The organism is Kitasatospora sp. NPDC058190, from assembly GCF_042883685.1.
Classification (GTDB): domain Bacteria; phylum Actinomycetota; class Actinomycetes; order Streptomycetales; family Streptomycetaceae; genus Kitasatospora.
Genome location: NZ_JBHVVI010000052.1, coordinates 41,115 through 62,442, shown reverse-complemented (window position 1 = coordinate 62,442; position 21,328 = coordinate 41,115). Strand labels below are relative to the sequence as shown.

General features: G+C 73.7%; 23 protein-coding genes and 1 pseudogene. 9 read left to right on the top strand and 15 right to left on the bottom strand.

The genetic code is table 11. The features are described 5' to 3' along the window. Positions 1 to 105: 105 nt before the first annotated feature. On the top strand, positions 106 to 540 hold the full coding sequence (locus ACFVWU_RS23525) for a GNAT family N-acetyltransferase (RefSeq protein ID WP_387624231.1): 435 nt from the start codon (positions 106 to 108) through the stop codon (positions 538 to 540). A gap of 7 nt (positions 541 to 547) precedes the next feature. Here the strand turns inward: ACFVWU_RS23525 and ACFVWU_RS23520 are convergent, their stop codons facing one another. Both ACFVWU_RS23520 and ACFVWU_RS23515 read right to left on the bottom strand, forming a co-directional pair. Beyond that, on the bottom strand, positions 548 to 1,135 hold the full coding sequence (locus ACFVWU_RS23520; protein ID WP_387624228.1) for a pyridoxamine 5'-phosphate oxidase family protein: 588 nt from the start codon (positions 1,133 to 1,135) through the stop codon (positions 548 to 550). Positions 1,136 to 1,241: 106 nt separating this feature from the next. After that, positions 1,242 to 1,676, bottom strand: a complete 435-nt coding sequence (locus ACFVWU_RS23515) for a CBS domain-containing protein (protein ID WP_387624225.1) — start codon at positions 1,674 to 1,676, stop codon at positions 1,242 to 1,244. A gap of 228 nt (positions 1,677 to 1,904) precedes the next feature. Here ACFVWU_RS23515 and ligD point away from each other — a divergent pair. From ligD to ACFVWU_RS23500, 3 genes and pseudogenes are all read left to right on the top strand, one after another. Then, a pseudogene (gene ligD, locus ACFVWU_RS23510) lies at positions 1,905 to 2,783 on the top strand (non-homologous end-joining DNA ligase); the annotation flags it as partial. Between the two features lie 120 nt (positions 2,784 to 2,903). After that, a complete protein-coding gene (locus ACFVWU_RS23505) occupies positions 2,904 to 3,758 on the top strand; it encodes a DNA ligase (RefSeq protein ID WP_387624239.1) in 855 nt (284 codons plus the stop codon). Positions 3,759 to 3,801: 43 nt separating this feature from the next. Further along, positions 3,802 to 4,128 carry a hypothetical protein gene (locus tag ACFVWU_RS23500; protein WP_387624223.1) on the top strand — a complete coding sequence of 109 codons (327 nt, stop codon included), beginning with the start codon at positions 3,802 to 3,804 and terminating at the stop codon, positions 4,126 to 4,128. A gap of 9 nt (positions 4,129 to 4,137) precedes the next feature. Here ACFVWU_RS23500 and ACFVWU_RS23495 read toward each other — a convergent pair whose 3' ends face one another. From ACFVWU_RS23495 to ACFVWU_RS23480, 4 genes are all read right to left on the bottom strand, one after another. Further along, positions 4,138 to 4,725: a type 1 glutamine amidotransferase domain-containing protein gene (locus ACFVWU_RS23495; protein WP_387624221.1), complete on the bottom strand. Its 588-nt coding sequence runs from the start codon at positions 4,723 to 4,725 to the stop codon at positions 4,138 to 4,140. Between the two features lie 3 nt (positions 4,726 to 4,728). Then, entirely contained in the window at positions 4,729 to 5,025 is a 297-nt protein-coding gene (locus tag ACFVWU_RS23490) for a PRC-barrel domain containing protein (protein WP_387624218.1), read from the bottom strand. Positions 5,026 to 5,039: 14 nt separating this feature from the next. Then, positions 5,040 to 5,450: a hypothetical protein gene (locus ACFVWU_RS23485; RefSeq protein ID WP_387624215.1), complete on the bottom strand. Its 411-nt coding sequence runs from the start codon at positions 5,448 to 5,450 to the stop codon at positions 5,040 to 5,042. Positions 5,451 to 5,516: 66 nt separating this feature from the next. Further along, the gene (locus ACFVWU_RS23480) at positions 5,517 to 5,960 is read right to left on the bottom strand and encodes an HAD family hydrolase (RefSeq protein ID WP_387624212.1); all 444 of its coding nucleotides are present in this window, start codon (positions 5,958 to 5,960) and stop codon (positions 5,517 to 5,519) included. A 176-nt stretch (positions 5,961 to 6,136) separates the two neighbouring features. Here ACFVWU_RS23480 and ACFVWU_RS23475 point away from each other — a divergent pair, with 176 nt between their 5' ends. Both ACFVWU_RS23475 and ACFVWU_RS23470 read left to right on the top strand, forming a co-directional pair. Continuing rightward, positions 6,137 to 7,150, top strand: a complete 1,014-nt coding sequence (locus ACFVWU_RS23475; RefSeq protein ID WP_387624209.1) for a hypothetical protein — start codon at positions 6,137 to 6,139, stop codon at positions 7,148 to 7,150. 22 nt (positions 7,151 to 7,172) lie between these two features. Continuing rightward, positions 7,173 to 7,559: a VOC family protein gene (locus ACFVWU_RS23470; protein ID WP_387624206.1), complete on the top strand. Its 387-nt coding sequence runs from the start codon at positions 7,173 to 7,175 to the stop codon at positions 7,557 to 7,559. A 91-nt stretch (positions 7,560 to 7,650) separates the two neighbouring features. Here the strand turns inward: ACFVWU_RS23470 and ACFVWU_RS23465 are convergent, their stop codons facing one another. The 3 genes from ACFVWU_RS23465 to ACFVWU_RS23455 all read right to left on the bottom strand — a co-directional run bounded on the left by ACFVWU_RS23465 (position 7,651) and on the right by ACFVWU_RS23455 (position 10,576). Then, positions 7,651 to 8,259, bottom strand: a complete 609-nt coding sequence (locus ACFVWU_RS23465; protein ID WP_387624203.1) for a GNAT family N-acetyltransferase — start codon at positions 8,257 to 8,259, stop codon at positions 7,651 to 7,653. Between the two features lie 139 nt (positions 8,260 to 8,398). Continuing rightward, on the bottom strand, positions 8,399 to 9,052 hold the full coding sequence (locus ACFVWU_RS23460; RefSeq protein WP_387624201.1) for a TNT domain-containing protein: 654 nt from the start codon (positions 9,050 to 9,052) through the stop codon (positions 8,399 to 8,401). A 210-nt stretch (positions 9,053 to 9,262) separates the two neighbouring features. Continuing rightward, positions 9,263 to 10,576 (bottom strand): geranylgeranyl reductase family protein, encoded by a 1,314-nt coding sequence (locus ACFVWU_RS23455; RefSeq protein WP_387624198.1) that lies wholly within the window; start codon positions 10,574 to 10,576, stop codon positions 9,263 to 9,265. A 466-nt stretch (positions 10,577 to 11,042) separates the two neighbouring features. Between ACFVWU_RS23455 and ACFVWU_RS23450 the strand changes: the two genes are divergently transcribed. Next, positions 11,043 to 12,071, top strand: coding sequence for an LPXTG cell wall anchor domain-containing protein (locus ACFVWU_RS23450; protein WP_387624195.1), 1,029 nt, complete (start codon positions 11,043 to 11,045; stop codon positions 12,069 to 12,071). 147 nt (positions 12,072 to 12,218) lie between these two features. Here ACFVWU_RS23450 and ACFVWU_RS23445 read toward each other — a convergent pair whose 3' ends face one another. The 3 genes from ACFVWU_RS23445 to ACFVWU_RS23435 form a co-directional block, all read right to left on the bottom strand. Further along, positions 12,219 to 13,322 carry a calcium:proton antiporter gene (locus ACFVWU_RS23445; protein ID WP_387624193.1) on the bottom strand — a complete coding sequence of 368 codons (1,104 nt, stop codon included), beginning with the start codon at positions 13,320 to 13,322 and terminating at the stop codon, positions 12,219 to 12,221. 91 nt (positions 13,323 to 13,413) lie between these two features. Next, a complete protein-coding gene (locus tag ACFVWU_RS23440; RefSeq protein WP_387624190.1) occupies positions 13,414 to 14,949 on the bottom strand; it encodes a serine/threonine-protein kinase in 1,536 nt (511 codons plus the stop codon). Beyond that, positions 14,946 to 15,707: a serine/threonine protein kinase gene (locus tag ACFVWU_RS23435; RefSeq protein WP_387624188.1), complete on the bottom strand. Its 762-nt coding sequence runs from the start codon at positions 15,705 to 15,707 to the stop codon at positions 14,946 to 14,948. The genes ACFVWU_RS23440 and ACFVWU_RS23435 overlap by 4 nt, the downstream gene beginning before the upstream one ends. Before the next feature lie 303 nt (positions 15,708 to 16,010). Between ACFVWU_RS23435 and ACFVWU_RS23430 the strand changes: the two genes are divergently transcribed. After that, positions 16,011 to 16,418 carry a hypothetical protein gene (locus ACFVWU_RS23430; RefSeq protein WP_387624186.1) on the top strand — a complete coding sequence of 136 codons (408 nt, stop codon included), beginning with the start codon at positions 16,011 to 16,013 and terminating at the stop codon, positions 16,416 to 16,418. A 243-nt stretch (positions 16,419 to 16,661) separates the two neighbouring features. After that, complete coding sequence (gene nagB / locus ACFVWU_RS23425) at positions 16,662 to 17,444, top strand: glucosamine-6-phosphate deaminase (RefSeq protein ID WP_387624185.1); 783 nt, start codon at positions 16,662 to 16,664, stop codon at positions 17,442 to 17,444. A gap of 67 nt (positions 17,445 to 17,511) precedes the next feature. On the opposite strand, the gene ACFVWU_RS23420 is transcribed toward nagB, so the two are convergent. The 3 genes from ACFVWU_RS23420 to ACFVWU_RS23410 all read right to left on the bottom strand — a co-directional run bounded on the left by ACFVWU_RS23420 (position 17,512) and on the right by ACFVWU_RS23410 (position 21,057). Next, on the bottom strand, positions 17,512 to 18,642 hold the full coding sequence (locus ACFVWU_RS23420) for an aminotransferase class I/II-fold pyridoxal phosphate-dependent enzyme (RefSeq protein ID WP_387624183.1): 1,131 nt from the start codon (positions 18,640 to 18,642) through the stop codon (positions 17,512 to 17,514). A gap of 5 nt (positions 18,643 to 18,647) precedes the next feature. Beyond that, on the bottom strand, positions 18,648 to 19,307 hold the full coding sequence (locus ACFVWU_RS23415) for a transcriptional regulator (RefSeq protein WP_387624181.1): 660 nt from the start codon (positions 19,305 to 19,307) through the stop codon (positions 18,648 to 18,650). Between the two features lie 100 nt (positions 19,308 to 19,407). Beyond that, a complete protein-coding gene (locus ACFVWU_RS23410; RefSeq protein WP_387624179.1) occupies positions 19,408 to 21,057 on the bottom strand; it encodes a beta-propeller fold lactonase family protein in 1,650 nt (549 codons plus the stop codon). Between the last annotated feature and the right edge of the window lie 271 nt (positions 21,058 to 21,328).

Here is a 21,328-nt window from a genome sequence, read left to right as displayed (position 1 = left end):
GCCTGCGACGAATCACTGATCACCATGCCAAGCAGCCTGCCATGCACCCGCGGCTGTGATCACCCCTCCACGAACTTCCGCGGAGCAGCACTAGCATGCCGCCTCATGATCACCACTCGCCACGACGGCTACCGGCTCTCCACGGACCCCGGCCTCCTCGACCTCGACCTCGTCCACCACTGGCTCTCCACCGACGCCTTCTGGGCCCTCGGGCGCAGCCGGGAGGTCGTGGAGCAGTCGGTGCGCGGGTCGGTGGTGTTCGGGGTGTACGAACCCGGGGGCGGGCAGGTGGCGTTCGCGCGGGTGGTCACCGATCACGCGACCTTCGCCTGGCTGTGCGACGTGTACGTCGACCGGGGGCAGCGGGGGCGGGGGCTCGGCACCTGGCTTGCGGAGGAGGTGGTGGCGCACCTGCGGCCCTACCGGCTGAAGCGGGTGCTGCTGTCGACGGTGGACGCCCACGAGGTGTACGCCAAGGCCGGGTTCGTGCCGTTCCCCGACCCGCAGAAGCTGATGGTCCTCGGCGGGCCGGAGAGTTGACTATACGTCAGGCTTCGGGCCGGGGAGGGAGCGGCAGCGGGACGGCGGGCAGGCCGTCGATGCTGCTGGCGACCAGCGGCTTGCGCTCGCAGTAGGCGCTGAACTCCGCCTCGTCCTTGCGGTCGAAGTACTGGGCGTGCAGGTCGCGGTCGGCGCGGTAGTCCATGAACGGCACCGCGTAGCCGCAGGAGTCGCTGACCCGCTCGGCCTTCACCAGGACGATCGCGCGCAGGCCGGAGCCGTCCGCGGTGGGCTCGAAGCGGCCGAGCAGGTCGGCGAAGCGCGGGTCGTCACGGAAGACGGGCTCGCCGCGGCCGTGCACCCGCACCACGTTGGGCGGGCCCTCGAAGGCGCACCACATCAGCGTGATCCGGCCGTTCTCCCGCAGGTGGGCGACGGTCTCGGCCTGCGAGCCGCCGAAGTCCAGGTAGGCGAGGGTGAGTTCGTCGATCACCACGAGGGTGCCGGAGCGGCCCTTGGGCGAGATGTTGACGTGGCCGTCGGCGGCCAGCGGCGCGGTCGCGACGAAGTAGACGGGCTGACGCTCGATGAACTGCCGCAGTCGGCCGTCGATGTATTCGTACTGCTTTCCCATGTGCGCAATTGTGCCCGCATCTCGGCTTGTGAGAAAGGAAAATCCATCCCATGAGACGGCAGCCAGCCGCCCCGGGGCTGCCCGGGGCGGCTGGTCGCCGGCAGGGTCAGCGCTTCATGTAGACGCTGTCCATGAAGTCGATGATCTGCTGATCCGTCAGCCGGTGGCCGTTGCGGTGGCCCATCGCCAGGTCGGCCTCACTGATCATGCCGACCAGCCGCTCCCCGTCGATCACCGGGATGCGGCGGATCTGGTGCTGCTCCATCTTCTTCAGCACCACGTCCATGGTGTCTTCGGCGCGCACGCAGTGCAGGTGCCCGGCCAGTTCGATCGCCGTCATCTTGGCCGGGTTCTTGCCCTCGGCGAGACAGCGCGTCACGATGTCACGGTCGGTGATGATGCCGTGCAGCTTCTGGTCGTCGCCGCAGATCGGCAGCGCGCCCACGTTCTTGTCGCGCATCATCCGCGCGGCCTCGTCCAACGTCTGGTGGGCGCCGATGCACTGGGCGCCGGTGTGCATGATGTCTCGGGCAGTGGTCACGAGGACTCCTTCGTCGGTGCTTCCCCCCGACGGCTCTCCCCCTCATGGTCGACACCGGCGATCGCGGTGTGACCGTGCCATCACCATAGGCAACACCGCGCCCACCCGCGACCGCGAGGGCCGACGCCGCGACGCCGACACGAAGGACGGTGAAGGCCCCGGGCGGTCGTGGTCGCGGCGCGGCAGACTGGCTTCGGGGGCCACCGCAGGACGCTTCGGAGACGGCCCATGCCGCAGATGACGGTGGACGGGCGCACCCTCGCCCTCTCCCACCTCGACAAGGTGTACTACCCGCGCACCGGCACCCCCAAGAGCGAGGTGCTGCGCTACTACGCAGCCGTGCACGCCGCCCTGCTCCCCCACCTGCGCGACCGCCCGGTCTCCTTCCTGCGCTGCCCGGACGGCGTCGAGGCCGAGGTCTTCGTCGCCAAGAACCCGCCGCCCGGCACCCCGGACTGGGTGCGCACGGTGGAGGTGCCCAGCAGCGGCGGCGACCTGCGCCAGGTGGTGCTGGAGGACGGCGCGGCGCTGCTCGCGGTCGCCAACCTGGGCTGTCTGGAACTGCACGTCCCGCAGTGGCACGCGACCGCGCCCGGCCTGGCCGACCGGCTGGTGCTGGACCTCGACCCGGGCGAGGGCGCGGACGTGCTGACCTGCCGGGCGGTCGCGCTGCTGCTGCGCGAGCGGCTGGCCGCGGACGGCCTCTCCGCCTGGGTGAAGACCTCCGGCTCCAAGGGGCTGCACCTGCTGGTGCCGATCGAGCCCACGCCCAGCGCCGAGGTCTCCGGGTACGCGAAGGCGCTGGCCGCCGCCCTGGAGGCCGAGCACCCGGAGCTGGTGGTGCACACCATGGCCAAGGCGCGCCGCCGCGGCCGGGTGCTGGTCGACTGGTCGCAGAACAACGCCAGGAAGACCACCGCCGCCCCGTACACCCTGCGGGCCCGGCCGCTGCCGACGGTCTCCGCCCCGCTCTCCTGGACCGAGTTGGAGCGGGCGCGCGGGGAGGCGGACCTCGTCCTCACCCTCGCCGAGGTCCCCGACCGGCTGGCGGCCGAGGGCGACCTGTTCGCGCCGCTGCTGGACCCGGCCGAGGCCCGGCCGCTGCCTGGCGCGAGCGGGCCGGGTGCCGCGCCCGCGCGGTCACGCGCGCCCGGGACGTCCGACACGCCCAGGGCGTCCGCAGCCCCCGGCCGGCCCCGCCAGGTGCTGCAGCCACCCGTCGAGGTGATGCGCCCCGCCGCCGTCACCGCCGTCCCGCCCGCCGACGGGCTGGGCGGGGGCGGGGTCCAGTACGAACTGAAGCTGGACGGCTTCCGCTGCGTCGCCTTCGCCCGCGGTGACCGCCCCGCCGTCCTGCAGTCCCGCTCCGGCCGCGACCTCGCGCCGGAGTTCCCGCCGATCGCCGCCGCCGTCGCCCGGCTGCCCGAGGGGCTGGTGCTGGACGCCGAACTGGTCGCCTGGCGCGCGGGCCGGTTCGCCTTCGAGGAACTGCTGCACACCCGTCAGGCCCGGGCGGCCGCCCCGGACGTCGCCCTCGGGCTGATCGCCTTCGACCTGCTCGCCCTGCCCGGCCGCGACGTCCGGCGCCTCCCGTTCACCGACCGGCGCCGCCTGCTGCTCGCCGCCCTGGCCGACGTCCCGCCGCCGATCCAGCCGGTGATGGCCACCACGGACCGGGCGGAGGCGATGGAGTGGATGGCCCGACTCGCCGACATCGGCGTGGAGGGCCTGGTCTGCAAGGCCGCCGGCTCCCCCTACCGCCCGCGCGGCGCGGGCCGCGCGTGGGTCAAGTACCGTCGCAGCGACACCGTGGACGCCACCGTCCACGCCCTCACCGGCCCGGCCACGCGCCCGTACGCGCTGGTGGTCCGACTCGACGACGACCGGGTCCTGTTGACCACCCCCCGGCTCACCCCCGTACAGTCCCGCGGGATCGCCGAGGCCGCCGCCCCGCTCCTCGGCCCGCCCTCCGTCGACCCCGACCACGGCCCGGTCCACCCCCTCACCACCCCCCTGCGCGCCGAACTCACCCTCACCGGCCGGCCGCCCACGGCCACCTTCGTCCGCCTGCGCGGGGACTGAGCTCCTCTCCGGCCCTCCCGGCGCGGGCGCTACGATCTGCGCCGTGCACGACCACCACGAACCTCACGAAGCGCCGGACTGCGGGCTCTGCGGCAACCCGGTCACCAGCCGACTCGCCGACCAGGCAACCGAGTTCGACCCGCTGGACCTGGCCGGCCGGTGGGTCGAGTACGTCGTGGTGGACGTCCGCGGGGCGCTCGTCCGTTACCAGGTGTCCGACGGCTCCGCCGACCCGCACAAGACCGTGGCCACCACCCTGACGCAGGCGCTGGGAATCGGCCCGTCGGACCTGCCCGGCGCCCGGTTCACCTGCTGGGAGGCGCCCGCCCCGGAGGGCGGTACCTACCAGAGCGCCTTCACCCTCGTCTGAGGGAGCGCCTCAGGTCGGGTACCGCTTCGCCGTCGCGTGGGCGAACTCGGTGACCAAGGCGTCGTTGAAGACCGGCAGGTCCCCCGGTTTACGGCTGGTCACCAGGACGCCGGGCCCGTCGTGGCAGACGTGCACCTCCTCGTCCACCCAGTGGGCGCCCGCGTTCACCAGGTCGGTGCGCAGGCTGGGCCAGGAGGTGAGGGTGCGGCCGCGGACGGCGTCGGCCTCGATCAGGGTCCACGGCGCATGGCAGATCGCCGCGACCGGGCGGCCGGAGGCGCAGCAGCCGTGCACGAAGGCGACCGCCGCCCGGTCCAGCCGGAGCCGGTCCGGGTTGGCGACACCGCCGGGCAGCACCAGTGCGTCGTAGTCGGCCGGATCCGCCTCCGCCACCAGGGCGTCCACCGCGAAGGTGTCCCCGAGCGCGCGGTGCCGGACGGCCTGGACCCGCCCCGCGGCGGTGGAGAGCAGCCGCGGGGTGCCGCCGGACTCGGCGACCGCCTGCCAGGGCGAGGTCAGTTCCACCTGCTCGACGCCGTACGGAGCGACCAGGAGGGCGATCGTCCGGCCGGTGAGGGTCGTGGACGGCCAGGGCATGGCTCAGCGCGTGCGGGGGGCGGTCAGGCCCTCGGCGGTCGGCGGGGCGGAGCTGAGCCGGGCCCGCGGGCAGTCGAGGTGGACGGCGAGGTTCAAGTGGTCGATCCGGGCGACCAGGCCGACCGGGACCAGGACCCGGTTGCCGGGCACCCAGGCCGAGGCGTCGACCAACAGATGGTCCCCGGCGTCCTGCTCGACCCGGCCGAGCGGGCCGTCGGTGGCGTGCACCTCGTACCCGACCAGGGTCAGGTCGGCGGCGGGATGGGAGCCCGGGCGGTACTCCCACAGGTCGGTACTCATCAGCTCACGTCACCTCACGCCTCCGGCCGGTCCCAGGGGCGGCGTTCACGGCGTTCGCGCCGCTCCTCCCGGTCCGGGTCGACCGGCTCGGCCCCGCTCGCGCCCCGGCGACGGCGCCGCAGCAACTCGGCGGTGGCGACCGCGGCCGCCACCGAGGCCGTCCAGACCACCCCGAGGGCGATCAGCACGGCCGTGGTCGGGGTCCGTACGCCGATGCTCAGACAGATCGCCGTCATCACCAGCGCGGTCAGCACGACCCCGGCCGAGATCCGGCGCCCGGCGCTGCGCAGCGCGCCCAGGACCCTGCTCGGCCGTTTGGCACCCATGGTGCTCAGTTTCCGGTCCAGGCGTGTGTCCTGGCGCAGATCGGACTCGATCTCCTCGAGGAGCCGCCGCTCCCATCCGCTCAACGCGGGTCCGTCCATCTCGGTCACCTCCGACACTTCCGGTGACGTGCTCGCACCCGGGCCGTTGCCCGGTACGGGCCGGCGCTAACCGTCCCCGGCACCGCCTGTTCCGACGCCCACGGGGCCGAAGGCCCGGGGGCGGGCGAGCAGACTGTCGTCCAGGACACGCAGCAGGGCGGCGGCGTCGCGGTGGACCTCGACCGCGCCGGCCGCCCTCAGCTCGGGGCCGGCGTCCCCGCCGGTCTCCAGGGCGACGCAGGGCACCCCGGCCCGCCGCGCCGCCAGCACCTCGCGCACGCTCCCGGCGACGGCCACGGCGTGCGAGGGCAGGCCGTCCACCAGCTGCAGGCCCGCCCGTACCGGGTCGCTGCCGGGAGCGGCCACGGTCAGGGCGGGCGCCCCGGCCGGACCGGGCCCGGTCAGCACGACCGTCCAGCCCCGGGCGGCGCACTCGCGCAGCAGCTCGGCGCCTCCGGGCAGCCGGGGCCGCCAGTCGGTACCGAACAGAGCCGCCGAGATCACCGTCATGGCCACCGCTTCCGCACTTCCGTTCCGCAGGCCACACACCGTATGCGCCCTTCCAGGTTAGGACGCCGCACGGCCGCGCGCGCTGCCTGCCGGGGAGGGGTTCACGGGTCTGCGAAAACCGCTTGGCGGCCGGTTCGCGGGCCGGGATACTCCGGTAGTCCGCGAGGGGGGAACGGGTGGCGGTGTTCGCGTGTGCGGGGTGCGGTGCGGAGTTGACCGGGCCGGTGACCGAGGTGGCGCTGCCGCCGCACGCACGCCGGGAGGGCGGGCACCGGTTCCTTCCGGCGCTGCTGGAGCCGAGGACGTTCGCGGTGGATCCGGAGCCGTGCGAACCGCCGTGGCGGCCATGGCACGAGATCGGAGCGGACGAGGCCACGGTACGGGGCGTGTACGCGCCGGTCGGCGGCCTGTGGTTCGGCCCCGGCGGCGCGGTCGTGCTGGCACCGGGCGACACCCGCAACACCGTGCTGATCCCCGAGCAGTGCAACGGCTGCTGCGCCGCCGACGGAGGACCGAACCTGGCGTGCGAGCGGTGCGGGCGGACGGTGGGCACCCGGATCGACGACTGCTACCGCTGGCAGGCGGTCTGGCTCTACCCGGGGGCGGTCCGCCGACTCGCCGTCGCGGGCCCCGACCGCCCCACCGGGGACGGCTGGACGGTGCCGCCGATGCCGCCGGTCGAGCCGGACGGCTGGTGGAGCGACCGGTGGAGCGCCGCGGTCGCGCCCGCCCTGGCCGAGGTCCTGGCGGCCTCCGGCGGCGAGCCGGTGGCCGTGCCCGTCGGTCTGCTCGCCGAGACCTTCGGCCGCACCCTGGACCGGCTGCTCCCCGCTGACGGCCCGGCCCGCACGCTGGGCCTGGCCGGGCCCGGGCTGACCCCCGATCCGGCCCCGGACATCGTCCTCGTCCCCCGCCACCCGTGGACGGGCGCCGCCTGGCGGCCCACGGGCGACGCGGTACCCGTCCCGCTGGACGCCGAGGTGTGGACGTACCTGGCCTTCCCGCCCGCCCCGTCCACGGCCCGCCTCCCCGTGGGCGAGGAGCGCGACGACCCGCTGCCGCCGCACCCGTGGATGCTCTTCGAGCCCGACCGGCGCCTGCTGCTCCACCGCCTCGCCCGGCTGCCCGCCGTCCGGCAGCCCTGGCTGCGCGCGATCTACGATCGGCTCGGCGACGGCCGCCGGTACTAGCGCACACCGAAGGGCACAACCCATGAGGATCAACCTGACCACCGTGTTCGTCGACGACCAGGACAAGGCGCTGCGCTTCTACACCGAGATCCTGGGCTTCGTGAAGAAGACCGAGGTCCCGCTCGGGGAGTACCGCTGGCTCACGGTGGTCTCCCCCGAACAGCCCGACGGCACCGAACTACTGCTGGAGCCCGACGCGCACCGGGCCGTCGGGCCGTACAAGACGGCCCTGGTCGAGGACGGCATCCCGGCCGCCCAGTTCGCGGTGGACAACGTGCACGCCGAGTACGACCGCCTGCACCGGCTCGGGGTGCGCTTCACCCAGGAGCCGCTGGCGACGGGCCCGGCCACCATCGCCGTCCTGGACGACACCTGCGGCAATCTCATCCAGCTCGCCCAGTACCACTGACGTCGACCCCGCCGTAGTGGTGCCGAAGCGCCATCGCCCGTCCCTCACGTTCCGTCAGAAGCGCTGAGGGCGATCGCGATCCCGGAACGTGTCAGCCGAGTTCCCCCTCCGGGTCGGTGGCCAGACGGGCGTGCAGGTGCTCGTTCGTGTAGGGGCCGTCGCCGTGGCGGTAGGAGGCTCGCAGGGTGCCCTCGTACGGGAAGCCGGCGCGGGTGGCGACGCGACAGGAGGCCTGGTTGTCGACGTCGTGGTAGAGCTCGATCCGGCGCAGGCCGGCGGTGCGCACGCCCCAGCGGGTGACGGCGGTGGTGGCGCGGGTGGCCAGGCCGCGGCCGCGGGCGGCGCGGAGCAGCCAGTAGCCGACCATGGCGACGCCGTCGGCCTGGTCGGTCCAGAGCAGGGCGACGTTGCCGCAGAGGGTGCCGTCGGCCGTGTCGGTGATGGCGAAGGAGGCCGTGCTGCCCTCGGCCCAGCGGGCGTCGGAGCGCTCGAGGTAGGCCTCGGCGCCGGCCGGGTCGGTGGCGTCCCGCAGCGGGTTCCAGCGGGCGATCTCCGGGTCGACCGCGGCCGCGATCACAGCGGCGACGGTGCCGCCGGTCAGGTCCAGGGCGCGGCCCCACGGGCGCAGCTGGACGTCGCCCAGGTCGACGACGGCGGGGCGGAAGAGGCGCTGGTCGGTCGCGGTGTCGCTGAGGGTCACCCGGCCTTCCTATCCCCTGTCCGCCCGCGCCCGCCAGCGATTTACCCGGTTCCGGACGGGCTCCCCGCGTGCGGGGATCGGGCCGTGGTCGAGCCGCTGACGGCCCGCACGGGCGACGGGGGCCGCGCGCGGCGCCCGGTCAGATCCGGGCCAGGTAGCCGTTCTCCACCAGCCACAGCACGTTCAGCCTGGCCGGGCCGCCGGGCAGCAGGGAGGCGTCGAGCTGGTACTGCAGGCCCCAGCCGGGCTGGTTGAACCAGGGCGCGATCGGGCCGGCGTGCACCTTGAACGGCTTGACCACCTTGTAGTCGTGGTAGTTGCAGCCGGCCGCCGGGACGCTGTCGAGGCTCTGCGGCGGGATGGCGCGGTTGGCGTAGGGCAGGCCCTCGGGGGCGAGGAAGGCGCCGTACTCGCTGCCGTACCGGTCGATGTTCTGGTTCGGGTAGAGCATGATGTCGAACTCGATGGGGGTGCCGTCGGGCAGGGTGGCGTAGCCGTCGGACGGCGGGTAGATCCAGCCGCCCTTGCCGCCGTTGGCGGTCGGGTCGTAGTACTTGGCCAGGAAGTCCTGGTCGCCGGCGCCGCCGGTGCGCTGGTAGCCGATGAGCTCCCGGCCGACCGGGCCGGTGCTCGGGAGGTCCTCGGGGCCGAGGCGCGAGTCGCCGTCGAAGAACGTCGCGGAGCACTGGTCGGACGGGGTGGCCGCCCTCGTGCCGGCGGCAGCGGCGGGAATGCTCACGGCGGTCAGGGCGGCGGCTGCGGCGAGGGGCGCGACAAGCAGGCGAAGGCGCACGGTGTCTCCGTCGGACGAGGATCGGTGGAAAAAGGGAGCCACGGAGGGGGCGTTCTGCTCACCCTCCGTGGCCGGTTCGACACCAGGCAAGCGGATTCACTGATCGTTCGTCAACACGACTTGGCCGCCAGCCGACCGAATTCCCCGGTTTCGGCCAAGACCGGGGCGCCGGGTCCGCTCACCCGAAGGAATGAGCGGTCCGACACCGCCTCACCGCCCCGGCACGACCCGCCCGAGCAGGTGGAGCAGCCGGTCGAGGGCGTCCCTGGAGTTGGGCTCGGTCAGGTTGACCATCAGCCGGAACGCGATCTTCAACAGCGCCGGATTGCCGAGTCCGGCCACCCCCGCCGCACCCAGCAGCTTGGGACGGCCGAGCAGGTCGGCTGCCAGCCGACCGAGCGCGAAGTAGCCCGCGTACGCGGAGTGCAGCGCCTGCGGGTAGGCGCGCAGGGCGAGTTCGCGGCCGCGGTCGGTGCGGCGGGCGTGGGCCTGGACGATGGTCTCGGCGGCGTAGCGGCCGGACTCCATCGCGTAGGCGATGCCCTCACCGGTGCCGGGGCTGACTGTGCCGCCGGCGTCGCCGATCAGCAACAGGCCGTCGGCGTAGTGGGGTTGGCGGTTGAGGCCCATCGGGAGGGCGGAGCCGCGGATGGGCTCGGTGACGGCCTCGGGGGTGTAGCCGTAGCCGGGCGGGAGGTCGGCGCACCAGCGGCGCAGCAGCTCCCGCCAGTCGACGTCGGTCTTCGAGGTGTCCAGGACGCCGAGGCCGACGTTGGCGGTGCCGTCGCCCATGCCGAACACCCAGGCGTAGCCGGGCAGGAGACGGCGCGCGGGGTCGTTGGGGTCGCGCAGGTCGAGCCAGGCCTCCAGGTAGCGGTCCTGGTGGCGCGGGGTGGTGAAGTAGGTCCGGTAGGCCACGCCCATCGCGCGGTCGGTGCGCCGGTGGCGCTTCATCGCGACGGAGAGCCGGGTGGAGTTGCCGTCGGCGGCGACCACGATCGGGGCCCGGTACTCGACGGGCCTGCGGTCCTCGCCCAGCCTGGCGGTGACGCCGGTGATCCGGCCGGTCCGCTCGTCCGTCAACGGGCCCGCCACGTTGGCGCGTTCGACCAGCCGGGCGCCGGCCGAGGCGGCCTTGCGGGCGAGCAGTTCGTCGAAGTCGGCGCGGCGCCGGACCAGTCCGTAGCCGGGGAAGGCGGACAGCTCGGGCCAGTCGAACTCCAGTGAGCGCCGCCCGGTGATCAGCCGCAGGCCCCGGTTGTGCAGCCAGCCGGCCTCCTCGGACACGTCGATGCCCATGTCGACCAGTTGCTTGACGGTGCGCGGGGTGAGGCCGTCCCCGCAGACCTTCTCGCGCGGGAAGGCGGACTTCTCCAGCAGCAGGACGTCCAGGCCGGTACGGGCGAGGTGGTAGGCCGCGGTGGAGCCGGACGGTCCGGCGCCGACCACGATGACGTCGGCGCTGTCCTCGGTCGGGCCGACCGCCTGTCGGTCCGGTCGCACCTGCTGCTCTGGGCCGGGCATCGTGCATTCCCCCTGAGTCGGATCGGCTGCGCATGACAACGGAACACACACCAGATCACCCAACGGAACGAGCGGACTGGGCGGCTCCAGACGGACGATAGAGAACCTCGGCACCGGCCCGCCGCCCCGACACGCGACCCCGGCCCGCCGACCGGCCGAAACCGGCCACCCGCGCGGCCCGTCGGTTCACCCGTCGACGCGGAACCCGCCATTGACCGGCACCTCGACCACCTGCGGCACGCACGAGTTGAACACAACCAGGTGATCGGATTGTTGTAACGGACTAATCGGATCTATCGCTCTCAGCGATGCATTTCGGCCAAACCTCCCTTGCGTCACGTTTCTCACTGCGGAACTTTTGTCCCCTCCCGCTCGTACGGCACCGGCCTCTGGTCCGGCGGCCGACCCGAGGGCTCCCTCCCACTGCGCAGGTTCGTCCCGACCTGCCGTACCCGATGGAACACGCATGCACATCCGCTCCACCGCCGCGCGCACCCTGGTGGCCGTCCCGACCGCCGCCGCCCTGATGCTGCTCGCCCCCGCCGCGCACGCCGTCGCCGGCGGCAACGGCAACGGCAACGGCGCCCCCGGCAACAACGGCACCGTGAAGATCCACGACGCCGCCACCGGCCAGGAAGACGTGCGCAACGAGCCCAAGGTCTGCACGTTCTACCTGGACTCCTTCGGCTTCGACCCGAACCAGGACGTGCTCTGGGCGATCTTCGACATGAACGACATGTCCGAGCCGGTCGTCTACGGCGACATCCCGGTCGACGACCACGGCCACGTCCGCACCGAGGACATCAACCTGCCGGACGGCCACTACAAGCTGTTCTGGAAGGCCGTCCCGCTGGTCAACGGCGAGCTGCCGGAGAACCCGGACGTCAGCAACCCCAAGCACAAGGTCTTCAAGGTCGACTGCGGCGGCAAGACCCCGGCCCCGACCGGCAAGCCCTCGCCGACCGCCACCCCGACCAAGGCCCCGTCGGCCAGCCCGACCGCCGTGCCGAGCACCACCCCCTCGCACACCGCCACGCCGACGCCGTCGCACACCCCGGCGCCGACCCACACCCCCGAGCCGACCCACTCGGCCACCCCGACCACCACCCCGGCGCCGGTCCCGCCGACCACCCCGGCCACCCAGCCGCCGGCGACGACCCCGGCGACCCCCGCGCCGACCACCCCGGCCGCCGACGTTCCGACCGACGCCCCGAGCGGCGCGCCCAGCACCGCCCCGAGCGCCGGCCCGTCGACCGCGCCGACCGCCACCGTGCCGGTGCACCCCGGGACCGGCACCAAGGTCAGCCCGGACCAGCCGCTGGTCGTGCCCGCCAAGGTCAGCGTCCCGACCCCGATCCCGGGCGCCACCTCGGACGGCAAGAAGCTGGCCACCACCGGTAGCGACGGCACCCTGCTGTACGCGGGCGCCGGCACCGCCCTGCTGGTCGCCGGCGCGGGCGCGGTGGTCTACACCCGCCGTCGCCGCACCTCCTGAGGCGTCCGAGCCTGAGGCCGCGGCCTCCGGGGGTCTGAGCCCTCCGGAGGCCGCACGCCGCGTCTGAGCCGCGGCAGCAGGGAAGCCCCTGGCCCGTACGGGGGGACGGGCCAGGGGCTTCCACTCAGGGGTACGGCGGACGGGTCCTCAGGGGTTCACCGCCAGCACCACGAATTCCGCCAGCACCCCCAGGTGCACCGCCCCCTGGAGCATGGTCGCCCGGCGCGGGATGACCGTCAGGGTGCCGAGCACGACGGTCAGCGTCAGCAGCACCATGTGCGCCGGTTCCAGGCCGAGGACGAGCGGGCCGGAGAGCCAGGCGGAGGCGATCGCGACCGCCGGGATGGTCAGGCCGATGCTGGCGAGCGCCGAACCCAGGGCCAGGTTGAGGCTGGTCTGCACCCGGTTGCGCAGGGCCGCGCGCAGCGCCGCGATGGTCTCCGGCAGCAGCACCATCATGGCGATCGCCACGCCGACCACGGCGTGCGGCAGCCCGGCGGCCTCCACCGCGGACTCGATGGTCGGCGAGACGCCCTTGGCCAGGCCCACCACCGCGACCAGCGCGACGCCCAGCAGCAACAGGCTGAGCCCGGCGGCCCGGAGGGTGGGCGAGCTCGCGTGCTCGTCGTCGTCCACCCGGATCTTGCCCTCGGCGGTGACCGGCAGGAAGTAGTCCCGGTGCCGCAGCGTCTGGGTGGTCACGTACAGCCCGTACACCACCAGCGAGGCGGTGGCCGCGTAGCTCAGCTGGGTGGTGGAGAACTGCGGGCCCGGCGCGCTGGTGGTGAAGGTCGGCAGCACCATGCTGAGCGTGGCGAGGGTCGCGACGCAGGCGAGCGCGGCGCCGGTGCCCTCGGCGTTGAAGACGGCGGTGCGATACCTGATCGCGGCCACCAGGATGGACAGGCCGAGGATCCCGTTGCAGGTGATCATCACGGCGGCGAACACGGTGTCCCGGGCCAGGGTGGAGGACTTCTCCCCGCCGTCGACCATCAGCGTCACGATCAGCGCGACCTCGATCACGGTGACCGCCACCGCGAGCACGAGCGATCCGAACGGCTCCCCGGTCCAGTGCGCGATGACCTCGGCATGGTGCACGGCGGCCAGCACGGCACCGACCAGGAAGCACGCGACCACGCCCACCACCCAGCCGGGCAGGTTCTCGTGCCAGGTCAGGGCGAGGACGACGAACGCCACCACGGGGACGACGACGGTCCATTGCGCGGTGACCGCGCGGAGCTTCGTGATCATGCGGCCGAGGATCCCAGACCACGGGCCGGTCACCCGGGCGCCCGCGCCGGGATACGTATGGATGTGGCACAACTCGTCCCGGTACGGGCCGTCACCCGCCGTAGTCGGCAAGGTACCTGAGCACCTTGTCGACATGCGGCCGGATCCGCTCCGGGACGCCCCCGGCCGCCGCCACGGTCTTGTCGCTGGTGCGGTAGGCGGCGGTGACCAGGGCGGGCAGGTCGCGGCTGAAGCCGCGTCGCTTGAGCTGCTGGTCCAGCCAGCAGACGTAGTTGCCCATCGCGGCGATCGCGTCGCCCGGGTCCAGGTAGGACTTGGGGCCGGGGTGGTTGGCGGCCTTGGACCACGCGTCGAAGACGGCGGGCGTCCACATCGCGATGCCGTACTCGCCGGTCTCCGGACGGGCCGCGTTCGGGTCGAAGCCGCTCTCGGCCTTGAGCATCGCGGCCAGCAGGACCGGCGTGACCTCCGGCTCGGGGCAGCGCCGGGCCGTCTCCTCGATCATGCCGCGGTAGGCCGTCGGGACGTCCGAGCCGGCCGGGATCGCCCCGGGCGGCGGCGCGGCCCGGTGGGCGTGCGACCCGGCGGGCTCGGGGCCGCCGGCCAGCGCGAGCACGACGCCGGCGCAGGTCAGCAGGCCGAGGCCGGCCCGGGCGGCGGCACGGTGGCGCCCGGTCGGACGGACGGTTGCACGGGCGACCAGCGCGGCGAGGTCGGTGCGGGCGCGCTGGTCCCGGTCGGCGGTCAGACAGGCGGCCACCACGGCGCGCCAGGGCGCGGGCAGCGCCTGGTCCGGCCGCAGCGGGGCCGCGCCGCGGGCGTACGCCTGGGCGGCCAGCGAGCGGGCCCGGGCGGTGGCGCCGAGGAAGGGGTGCAGCCCGCCGGTGAGCAGCTGGTGGGCGATCACCCCGAAGGCCCAGATGTCGGCGCTGGGGCGCAGCGCGACCCCGCGCGCGCCGGTGCGCTGGGACCACCACTCGGGCGGGACGTGGTCGGGCGAGCCCAGTGGCGGGGCGTACGCGTGGGTGCCCTCCAGTTCGGCGGTGAGGCCGAAGTCGGCGATCTTGGCGGTGCCGTCGGGCATCAGCAGGATGTTGGCCGGTTTGAGGTCCCCGTGGACCCAGCCGCCCCGGTGCATGTGGGTCAGTCCTGCGCAGACCTGGGCGAGGATGCGCTCGGCGCCGGGCACCGCCGTGCCGGGGCGGGCGGTGGCGAGGAGGTCCTGCAGGCTGCGGGCGGCGCGTTCCATCACCAGGGCCACGGCGCCGTCCAGGTCGGGGTGGTCGGGGTCCTCGACGGTGACCACGGCGAGGGTGCGGATCAGGTGGGGGTGGTCGGCACGGCGGCTGAACCGCAGCTCGCTGTGGGCCATCTGGGCCGCGGTGCGGCGCTGGCCGGGGCTGAACCGGGCCGGACCGAGGATCTTGACGGCGGCCGGGGTGCCGTCCGGGCCCTCGGCGGCGTAGACGCTGCCCCAGGCACCCGCGCCGAGGAAGGAGCCGGTGCGGTAGCCGGCCAGCGGGTAGCCCTCGGGGACCTCGAAGGGCGGGCGGGCCCGCGCAGGGCGCCGCTCCTCGGGCGGCTGGGGGTCGGGCCGGGCGGCGCCCGGTCGATCGGAAGGGGTCACGGCCGGGCGATCGGGCGCCGGGGCGGGAGCAGGGTCAGGTGCTCCTCCCGGACGAGGTCGAACTTCAGGGCCAGGGCGACGAGTTCCTCGCGCTTGCCGCCGGCCGGGCCCTGTTCGTACGGCTCACGCAGCCGCAGTTTGGTGCACACCAGGTAGTCGATGTGGTAGTTCACCGCCGAGCGGGTCAGCCCACGGCAGGAGGGCAGGGCGCGCAACCGGGCCAGCACCTCCGTCACGCCGGGGACGGCGGCGGTGGAGGGCGAGCGCAGCCGGGGTTCGCAGAGCGCGAGCAGGACGAGGAAGTACTTGGCGGTCGGGTCCAGGGCGAAGGGGCTGACGGTGCGCTCGCCGTCGGCGCCGCTCGGGCCGCCGTCCAGGTAGGCGTGCTGCGGGGCGAAGACCTTGAAGGTGGCGGGTGCGCCGAGGGCCGGCAGGAGTACCCGGGAGAGCTCGAAGGGGACGGGTGCGCCGAGCCGCCCGGGGGCCACCTTGACGTGCTCCCCCGCGCCCTCCAGGTTCTCCACCACATAGGTGGCGGTGGTGCTGAAGTTGGACAGCCGCCAGTAGTCCTCGGCGGCGGCCACCTCGCCGGCGCGGCGGGAGACACCCTGGTCGCTCAGCGGGACGGCGACCGGCCGACCGGGTTCGCCGCGCCCGAACACCGCCGTCTCCCCCGGGCCCATCCGCAGCAGTCCGGGCGCCGCTCCGGGCGCCATGTCCGGTCCCGGGCCGGGCAGTTGCACGATGACCGTGTCCACGCAGCCACCTCCGCTGGGGTCGGTCCGATGCTATCCGTCCGATTCGCCGCAGCGGCAAGGCGCCACTCGGACGGGTGAAGGAACACCGCCAACCCGGGCCGGCCGGCAGGGGGTTGTCCACCCATGAACTGATCATCCATCAGACCGCAGTTCGTCCGCGCACCGAACATTCGGCGAACGATTGCAGCCAGTAGTTGAACGGTCACCATGAGTGTGACGCAACGCACACGCAACATGTCCATGATTTGTGCAAGACTCATCTCAAGGAGTGAGATTCCCTTACTTTCCAAGGAGGTTCGTATCATGCGCACTCGGATCGCAGCTGTGATGATGACGGTGGCAGGGATCGCGACCCTGACGGCCGGTCCCGCCATGGCCGCCACGGCGACGTCCGAGACCGGCACCGCGGCCTGCGCCACGGTGCTCAACCGTCCCTGCATATCGCACCAGATCGACGGCGAGGGCATCGTCGGCGTCGCCCAGGTCAGCGCCGACCCGAACCAGTTGACGATGGTTCAGGTCGAGGTCCGCACCCAGCAGGCCTGGGGCAGCCCGTGGGAGCCGGTCGCCAGCGCCACCACCGTGCGACTCGGCTCGGCCCAGGCCGTCACCCCCCGCGTGACCGCCACCGCCCCGCGCATCATCTGCGCCACCGCCGGTCCGGCGCTGGACGCGAGCAAGCAGGTCACCACCTGTACCAACCCGTTCTGACCGGGGGCCGCCCCGACGCGCCACCCGTTCCGCACGGCGAGGCGGCATCCGTAGGACAGGGCACCGGGAGCCGGGGCGTTCGCGCCCCGGCTCCCTCCACACCCGCCCCAAGGGCCCCCACCAGGCACGACACCGAACAGGTCCGCACCGGCCCCGGGTGGACCTGGAGGCCCCGTTCACGGCAAACTGGTCTAGACCTCGGAGGTCTAGACCTCAGACTCGCCTCAGAACGGTGGACCCAGTATGGAAATCGTGATCGTCCCTGACGCCACCGCGGCCGGCGAACTCATCGCCGCGGCGATCACCGATCTGCTGACCGACAAGCCCGAGGCCCTGCTCGGCGTCGCGACCGGCTCGACCCCGCTGCCGATCTACCAGGCCCTCGCCGCCCGGGTCCGGGACGGCCGTCTGGACGCCTCCCGGGCGCGCGTCTGCCAGCTGGACGAGTACGTCGGCCTGCCCGCCGGCCACCCGGAGTCCTACCGATCGGTCGTGCTGCGCGAGGTCGTGGAGCCGCTCGGTCTGACCGAGGAGTCCTTCCTGGGCCCGGACGGCAACGCCGCCGACATCGCCGCGGCCGCCACCGCCTACGACCGCGCGCTGGCGGAGGCCGGCGGCGTCGACCTGCAGCTGCTCGGCATCGGCACCGACGGCCACATCGGCTTCAACGAGCCCTGCTCCTCGCTCGCCTCCCGGACCCGGATCAAGACCCTGACCCGGCAGACCCGGGTGGACAACGCCCGCTTCTTCGACAGCATCGACGAGGTCCCGCACCACGTCATCACCCAGGGCATCGGCACCATCCTGGAGGCCCGCCACCTGGTGCTGCTCGCCACCGGCGAGGCCAAGGCCGACGCCGTCGCGCTGGCCGTCGAGGGCCCGCTCGCCGCCGCCGTCCCCGCCTCGGCGCTGCAGCTGCACCCGCACGCCACCGTGGTGGTGGACGAGGCCGCCGCCTCCCGCCTCAGGCTGGCCGACTACTTCCGCGACACCTACGCGGCCAAGCCGTCCTGGCAGAAGCTCTGACCTGGAGCAGCCACAGCAGCCGGGGCGCCGATCCTCAGGGTCGGCCCGCCCCGGCCGTTCGCGTCCGCTACCGCTTGCGGAGCCAGTCGGCGAAGGCCTCCAGCGCCGGGCCCGGGTCGCTGCGGCCGACGCCGATCCGGAAGCGGTCGGTCGGGGTGGGGGTGAGCTCGGAGCGGAACATGCTCGCGGGCATCAGCAGCACGCCCGCCTGCTCGACGAGCGCCGTGCAGAAGTCCTCCACCCCGTCCGCGCCGAGGTAGCGCGGGTAGGCGACGCAGCCGCCGTCCGGGGCGCGCCAGTCGAAGAGCTCCGGGAACTCGGCGAAGAAGGCGTCGAACCGCGGCAGGTTCTCCGCGATGATGCCCCGGTTGCGGGCCAGGATCCGGTCCCGGGCGGTGATCGCGATCCGGGCCAGCACCTCGCTGGGCGCCGAGTTGCAGATGGTGGTGTAGTGCTTGGCCCGCTCCAGCCGGGTGCGCAGCTCGCGGTCCCGGCAGGCGATCCAGCCGATCCGCAACCCGGGCAGGCCGAGCGACTTGGAGGTGACGTTGAGCGAGAGCGCCGTCGCCGACAGGTCGGCGGCCTGCGGCAGGATGCGGGCCGGGTCGCGCTCCAGCCCGCGGTAGACCTCGTCCGAGAACAGCCGGATGCCGCGCTCCTCGCACAGGTCGACGAGGCGGGTGAAGTCGGCGGCGTCGATCAGCGTGCCGGTCGGGTTGTTGGGGAAGTTGACCGAGAGCAGCTTGGTGTTGGGGCGCAGCGCCGCCTCGACCGCGTCCAGGTCGAGCGCCCAGTCCTGCCGCTCGTCCAGCGCGACGCCGGTGACCTCGCAGAGCGAGAGCGGGATCGTCTCGGCGGACTGGTAGTTGGGGGTCAGCACCACGGCGTGGTCGCCCGGTTCGAGCAGCACCTGCATGGCGAGGTTGATCCCCTCCTGGGCGCCGCCGAAGCAGATCACGTCGTCCGCCTCGACCCGCTCGTACATCCCGGCGATGGCCCGGCGCAGGCCCGGGTCGCCGTAGGTCTCGGTGTAGCCGAGCGCGAGGGTGTCCCAGGCCTCGCGGTCCCCGGGGCCGGCCAGGGCAAGCAGCTCGGCCATCGTCATGGTCTGGGCGTCGGAGGCGGTGAGGTGGTGGCGGGCGGTGAACTCCCAGCGCGAGAAGTAGGTTTCGAGCCGGAAGTCGGGCAGTCTGGTCATCGGTCTCAGTCCTTCTCGGGGCTGGGGGCAGCGGGGCCTGCCGGGTGCTTGAGCTCGGCGAGCAGGGCGTAGGCGGTGGAGCGGGAGATCCGCAGGGCGGTGGCGACGGCGGGGACGGCGCGGCGGACGGCGAAGACCCCGGCCTCGTCCAGCTCGCGCAGCACGGTGAGCCGGTCCTCGCGGGTGAAGCGTTCCAGCGGGCGGCCCTGGGCGCGGACGTGGCCGCCGATCACGTCGTTCATCCGCTCGGTCCAGTCGCGTTCGAACAGCGGCTCGGGGCGGGGCGCGGTGGGCGCGGCGAAGTTCGCCAGCAGGGCGGCGGCCTGTTCCAGCGGGCCGCGGTCGAGGTTGACGCAGAGCACCGCGGAGGGGTGTCCGGCCTGGTCGCGCAGGACGGCGCTGACCGAGGAGAGCCGCCGGCCGTCCGGCAGCAGCTTCTCGTAGGGGCCGTAGACATCGGGTGCGGACGGGCCCAGCTGGTCCAGTTCGCCGAGCAGGGAGGGGTCGCCGGGGGCGCGGGTGGTCATCGGGTTCCAGATGGCGAGCACCCGGTCGGTGGCGGTGTCGTGCAGCACCACCTCGGCGTAGGGGCCGAGCAGCAGGGCCACCGCGCGGCAGACCGGTGACCAGGTCCGGACGCGCGGGTCGGGGTCTTCAGCAGGCATGAATGGACTGTACGTCCGGACCGGACACTTCGTCCAGGGCTGCTTGCGGAAGAGGCCCCGCCCACGGGTGCGGGCAGGGCCTCCGGGGAGCGGGTGTCGCTCAGCGGCAGGTGATCAGCAGTCCGAGCACGGCGGTGCAGCTGCGGGTGTCCTTGCTGGTGGCGGGCGACGGGTCGGCGGGGGCGCCGGCGGTGCGGGCCACCGTGACGTCCCAGCTGCTGACCAGGTTCAGCAGGCCGACGCCGAGGGAGAAGTGCCGGGTGGTGCTGGCGCCCTTGGCGAGCGGGGCGCTCAGGGTGCACGTGAGCTTGCCGGCGGCGACGGTGCAGTCGCCGGAGCTCGCGGCCAGGCCGGCGGGCAGGTCGGCCGAGACGGTGGCCGAGGCCACCGGGTCGGGGCCCTGGCCGGTGAGGGTGACGGTGTAGTCGACCCGGCTGGCGAACAGGTCGGTGACCGGGGTCGCGGTGAGCGCGACGCCCAGGTGGGCGCTGGGCGCGGTGTAGGTGAAGCGGTCGGCGGCGACGGCGGCGCTGGTGCCGCCGGGCGTGGTGACCTGGACGTCCACCGGGCCGGTCACCGTGGTGGCCGGGGCCGTCGCGGTGCAACTGGTGCTGGTGCAGCTGAAGGAGGTGGCCGCGCCGGCCGCGCCGAAGGTGACGGCGGTGGCGCCGTTGAGGTCGGTCCCGGTGACGGTCACCGTGGTGCCGCCCACCCCGGAGCCGCCGCTCGGGCTGATCCCGGTCACCACGGGCACCGGCAGCGGGAAGTTCAGCAGGTCGACGGCGTTGCCGGTGAAGTCGGCGAGGTAGCCGCGCCGCCCGTCGGCGCTCAGTGCCAGGGTGTACGGGCTGGCGCCGACCGGCACGGTCGCGGTGACCGTCCGGCTCGCGGTGTCGACCACGCTCAGGGTGTTGTCGTTGTAGTTGGAGACGTACGCGGCGGAGCCGTCCGGGGCGAGGGCGACGGCGTACGGGCCGTTGCCGACCGCGACGGTGCCGAGCAGCGTGTTGGCGCCGGTGTCGATCACCGCGGCGGTGCTGTCGTCCCCGTCGGCGACCCACAGTCGGCTGCCGTCCGGGCTGAGCGCCAGGCCGAAGGCGCTGCGGCCGACGGCCACGGTGGCGCTCACCGTGCCGCTCGCGGTGTCGACCACGTTCACCGCCTTGCCGCCGGAGGCCGCGACGTACAGCCGCTTTCCGTCCGGCGAGACGGCCAGCCCGTGCGGCTCGGCGCCGACCGGGACGGTGGCCGTGACGGTGCTGGACGAAGTGTCCAGCACGCTCACGGTGCCGGCCCCGGCGTTGCTGACGTAGGCGCGCGTGCCGTCCGGCGACAGCGCCAGGCCCCAGGGCTGGGCGCCGACCGGGACGGTGGCGGTGACGGTGTTGCTCGCGGTGTCCACCACGCTGACCGCGTTGTCCAGGTGATGGGTCAGGTAGGCCCGGTGCCCGTCGGGCGAGAGGACGACCGCGTACGAGCCGGTGCCGGCGGTGAAGCTGCCGGTCACGGCCTTGCTCGTGGTGTCCAGCACGCTCACCGTGCCGCTGCTCTGGCTGGTCACGTACGCCCGGGTGCCGTCCGGCGTGAGCGCCACCCCGGCCGGGTAGGGCGCCACCGGCACGTGGGCGGCCACGGTCGGCGGTGGTGCGGCCGCCTCGGCGGTCACGGGCTGGGACAGCAGTGCGGCCGTGGCTGCGGATATCGCCACCAGCGCCGTCCAGGTGCGCCGGGGTGCGCGACGTGCTCTCACGGAATCCCTCCAGGGGGACGGTTCGAGGGGGTGCGGTGAATGACGTGGCTCCGGAGCCGCAGGAAGCGTAGAAGGCCTGCTGATGGCACGTCAGGAGCTGATCGGTAATGTCGCCAACTGTTCAGATTCGACTGGATGTGGTTTCGGCGGCCGCACCGGGCCGCGGGGCGCACGCCGCGCCACCGCCCCCACCTGGGACACGTGACCAGGGTCTCGGTCGGAAGCGTGCAGGAAATTGGAGTTGGAGAGTCGCATTCGATAACGTTTCGAA

Bases quoted from the DNA above. Each gene is read 5' to 3' on its own strand.
- ACFVWU_RS23525 (WP_387624231.1), top strand. From the start codon at position 106: ATGATCACCACTCGCCACGACGGCTACCGGCTCTCCACGGACCCCGGC.
- ACFVWU_RS23520 (WP_387624228.1), bottom strand. From the start codon at position 1,135: ATGGGAAAGCAGTACGAATACATCGACGGCCGACTGCGGCAGTTCATC.
- ACFVWU_RS23505 (WP_387624239.1), top strand. From the start codon at position 2,904: ATGCGCCCCGCCGCCGTCACCGCCGTCCCGCCCGCCGACGGGCTGGGC.
- ACFVWU_RS23495 (WP_387624221.1), bottom strand. From the start codon at position 4,725: ATGCCCTGGCCGTCCACGACCCTCACCGGCCGGACGATCGCCCTCCTG.
- ACFVWU_RS23490 (WP_387624218.1), bottom strand. From the start codon at position 5,025: ATGAGTACCGACCTGTGGGAGTACCGCCCGGGCTCCCATCCCGCCGCC.
- ACFVWU_RS23485 (WP_387624215.1), bottom strand. From the start codon at position 5,450: ATGGACGGACCCGCGTTGAGCGGATGGGAGCGGCGGCTCCTCGAGGAG.
- ACFVWU_RS23480 (WP_387624212.1), bottom strand. From the start codon at position 5,960: ATGACGGTGATCTCGGCGGCTCTGTTCGGTACCGACTGGCGGCCCCGG.
- ACFVWU_RS23470 (WP_387624206.1), top strand. From the start codon at position 7,173: ATGAGGATCAACCTGACCACCGTGTTCGTCGACGACCAGGACAAGGCG.
- ACFVWU_RS23455 (WP_387624198.1), bottom strand. From the start codon at position 10,576: ATGCCCGGCCCAGAGCAGCAGGTGCGACCGGACCGACAGGCGGTCGGC.
- ACFVWU_RS23450 (WP_387624195.1), top strand. From the start codon at position 11,043: ATGCACATCCGCTCCACCGCCGCGCGCACCCTGGTGGCCGTCCCGACC.
- ACFVWU_RS23445 (WP_387624193.1), bottom strand. From the start codon at position 13,322: ATGATCACGAAGCTCCGCGCGGTCACCGCGCAATGGACCGTCGTCGTC.
- ACFVWU_RS23430 (WP_387624186.1), top strand. From the start codon at position 16,011: ATGCGCACTCGGATCGCAGCTGTGATGATGACGGTGGCAGGGATCGCG.
- nagB (WP_387624185.1), top strand. From the start codon at position 16,662: ATGGAAATCGTGATCGTCCCTGACGCCACCGCGGCCGGCGAACTCATC.
- ACFVWU_RS23420 (WP_387624183.1), bottom strand. From the start codon at position 18,642: ATGACCAGACTGCCCGACTTCCGGCTCGAAACCTACTTCTCGCGCTGG.
- ACFVWU_RS23415 (WP_387624181.1), bottom strand. From the start codon at position 19,307: ATGCCTGCTGAAGACCCCGACCCGCGCGTCCGGACCTGGTCACCGGTC.